This is a genomic window from Desulfonatronospira sp., from assembly GCA_003563255.1.
Taxonomy (GTDB): domain Bacteria; phylum Desulfobacterota; class Desulfovibrionia; order Desulfovibrionales; family Desulfonatronovibrionaceae; genus Desulfonatronospira.
Window position 1 is genome coordinate 1 of the sequence record PWSL01000102.1, and the last position, 3,563, is coordinate 3,563.

The following is a 3,563-nucleotide window of genomic DNA, read 5'->3' on the forward strand; positions in this document are numbered from 1 at the left end:
AAATAACTGGGTTGCGGGCACAGCCCAGCTTTATGAATTTATATCGTAATCAAAATAACCACTTATGCGGTTAAAACTTAAAACCTGTATACTGTAGGGATAAAGACCGTTTATATTCATAATATGTTGAAAGGTTTTTTGACAGTGTATAAAGTTATTGTATTCTGACGGATCCACCTGCAGGATGGTTTCACCGGATAATAAAGATCGTATTCTAAATCCAGTTATGCCGCAATGGAGCAGGTGGTCTTCGGCATGCTTTATACTGAGTAAGACATCCCGGTCCAGGTGTTTGCCGTATTCGAACCGGGTCATGAGACAGGATCTGGAAAAAGCCGGCAACTGCGGTACCATGATTTGCTGAGCAATCTGTTCCACTGAAATGCGGTCAATTCCCAGAACAGAAAAAGGGGATACTATGCCCAGCTCTTCCAGGGCCTGCATCCCAGGGCGATAATTTTTAAGCTCACTGCTGTTGGTGCCTTCGACAATGGTATTATCTTCAGCTGCCTGTTGCCCAAGGGCGGAAAAAAGCATGAGTTTACAATGATAGCAGCGCTCCCTGCTGTTAATCAGCAACCTGTGATTCTGCAGGGGATCTATGTACATAAACGAGTGCGGTATTGAATATTCACGTACAAAGTGCTGTACTTTACTTATTTCCCAGGCTGTTATGTGTGGTCCATAAAAAGTAAAACACTTGAATTCAATATTTCTGACATGGCAGAAATATGCCAGGGTAATACTGTCTACACCTCCAGACAGGGCAACTGTCAATGGAGACAGGCCGATAAGATATGAATACAGCTCATCAGTTGGATTCAATTTTATCCTGGGCCTGTGTCAGCAAAAATTCGCCGGACTGTATCCAGTCCTTTAAAAGATCAGCAATCTCAAGTGACATATAGCGACTGGTCAATGGTACTGTTGTTACCTTTTTCTCGTTGATCTCAACGCTGCCGGAAAGCAGTTGTTCATGCGTGACATAGGCCAGGATTTTGGCCTTTCCTGCTCCATAATCATATCCGTAATCAATGACTGGCATGTGGATATCTGAATCGTCAACACCTGTATACCATGCTATTTCTTCATTCAGGACCGGGATGGGTATCCCGATCCCAACTGCCATGGAACATCCATAGCCTGCAAAACTGACTCCTCTGAGGTATCTGGAATTCATTCCATGGAGATCTCCCTTGACCATCAAAGTACCTGAAGGCAATTTGGGAATGCCCCGTTCGTTCCTCGGGGGATCAGGATTATGCTGTGTTCCTTCACCAATTACATATCCAATGCCCCCGCCGAGAAAAATTCTAGTGCCAAGTCCGGTGGTCAAAAGGTATGGATCATTAAATAAAGGACTCAGACAACCTGCAGTAGCAAAATTGAGGTTACCCATATTTGCCCTCAAGGGGCCCATGTAAGTATATTTTATACTGTTAGTAAGATTAACAGCGCAGTTATAGTTCTGATATGCATTTCTTGGGTTGAAAAGCACTGCTGTCTTCAACTCGTCGAGTGTTATATCTTTTTCCAGCATTTTTCTTGGGTAACAGTCAGTCCCATACCCTTGGACATAAAGGTGGACCGACTGCCCGCTGACCAGATTTTCTATAACATGACCGCCCCCGTAAGCAAACTTTCCGGGATATACTTTATTCAGCGGATCATTCTCTATAGTCTCTGTAACACCAATATAAGCATCGACAGCTGCCAGACCTCCATAACAGGGAACATTATTCAGATATATTTTATGACCTTTTATCATGGGTGGCTTCTGCCCGAAATTGAATATCATGCCGGAAGAACACATTGGAGAAAAAGTACCGGTGGTTACGACATCCACCTCCCTGGCTGCTTTTACCTTTCCCTGGTCCCTGACAATATCAGCCATCTCTCTGGCATTGACTACCACTGCCTTTCCCGCCTTAATTCGACTATTGATTTCATCAATAGTCCTGGTGACTTTGTTATTATCAGACATATATAATCCTTCACAAATAGCTGAGATTTTTAATCAATAAATTCAGTGCGTTAAAACGGCGCATGTATAAAAATGCTGTTTGGGTTCCTGGTTCCTGGTCAGTGACTTACTCCTGAGACCCTGCCTGCCCCTTTAAACAACGCTGAAATCGTTCCTGCGGAGCAGGGTTTAACAGTGGTCACAAAAAAAAAGAAAAATTTAAGCCATGGCGGGGGTTCAGTGCTTAGCAGTGGGACTGTCCCGCACTTATTTTTGTAAATCTCAAGGCTGTAACTTATTCATCAGAAAAATAAGTGCGGGACTGTCCCAATTGGGATAAGAGCACTGCTATATCTTGGGTTGCGGGCAAAGCCCGCGTTAGAAAGTTTGCCTGCTATTAACCAGGCAGGAAATCAGCGGGGACAATCCCAATACCAGCGCTGAACCACAGTCATGGCTCAAAACCTTCATGTAATTCATGACCAGGCTTCAGCGGTAAGCAGTTGAAAATATAACTTAGATAAGGACTCAGTGCAAGAAAAGGATGCTGATGAAAAATTTAAAAAAGGTGCATCCACTTAGCTGATGCTTTTTCTGGGTAAGTATCACTACAGCGATACTTTATATAAGCTGGAAGAGAACTGGCTCTTTTGCCGCCGGATAGTCCAGCTGTTTTACGGTTTGAGGTCGGCAAAAGTGCCTGTCCCCGGTGGCCGTTTTAGCCATCCAGCACTCACTTTCATCCGGCACTCATGAATGCCGGATGAAAGTGAGTGCTAGATTGATTACCTTCTGGCCTGGCTTCCGCCTGTCACGCCTGTGGCGTGATTTAATTGCTCGCAGAGCAGGCCCGAAGGGCATTAAACAGAGAGCCAGGACAAAAATGATTATCTCTTCATCAATCTCTTAATCTATGCCTGCCACGCGTCTTTGGCGTGGTTAATCCTGTCAAAAAAAACTCTTTTCTTTATTGTTTTGCGGGCAAAGCCCGCGTTAGTGACAATACCTCAGCTTCACCACTTAAGCATTGCGTACTTTGCCTGCCCAGTTGAATTGCTCGAAGAGCAAGTCCGAAGGGCATTCAACCGGGGCGGCTGGCCTGCCACGCGCTTCGCGTGGTTCAAAATTATCTTGTTTTTTACCCCTGCTAAACCCTGCTATGCAGGAACGATTTCAGCGTTGTTTAATGGAGCAAGTAGGGTTTCAAGAGTAAGTCACCAGGCTTTTTCCGCGACCGTGCACGGAACAAGTGGCCCCTTCAGGGCAAAAGAGACTGCCCACGGAATACACGGAATTTCACGGAATATGCGTTGCTTCGCAGTGCTTAAAACTTCCGTGCCCTTCCGTGTGTTCCGTGGGCATAACCTCTTGGCTTTCTTTGAAAATGAAACAACATGTTGTTCCGAAACTTGTGCTAAGCGCCTAAAGTGGACAGTGCCAGCAACCCATAATAATCTGAGAGTTGCCCACACATGCCCCCACGTTCAAGGACCTAGATTGATATTTGGCATCAGAGCCCGATAAACAATGAGGCCGCCTTGGAGAAGCACAAGCGCCCGCCAGAGGCTGGTGGTTCCAGGCTCTCCGTCGCTTTTTCGTC

General features: G+C 45.4%; 2 protein-coding genes. Both read right to left on the reverse strand.

Annotation, left to right across the window (positions count from 1 at the left end; all coding sequences use genetic code 11):
• Window positions 1-30 precede the first annotated feature (30 nt).
• Window positions 31-825, reverse strand: a complete 795-nt coding sequence (locus QZP87_RS03000; RefSeq protein ID WP_291321435.1) for a hypothetical protein — start codon at window positions 823-825, stop codon at window positions 31-33.
• The gene (locus tag QZP87_RS03005; protein ID WP_291321436.1) at window positions 812-1,984 is read right to left on the reverse strand and encodes a homocysteine biosynthesis protein; all 1,173 of its coding nucleotides are present in this window, start codon (window positions 1,982-1,984) and stop codon (window positions 812-814) included. Before QZP87_RS03005 ends, QZP87_RS03000 begins: the two co-directional genes overlap by 14 nt.
• Window positions 1,985-3,563: the final 1,579 nt, after the last annotated feature.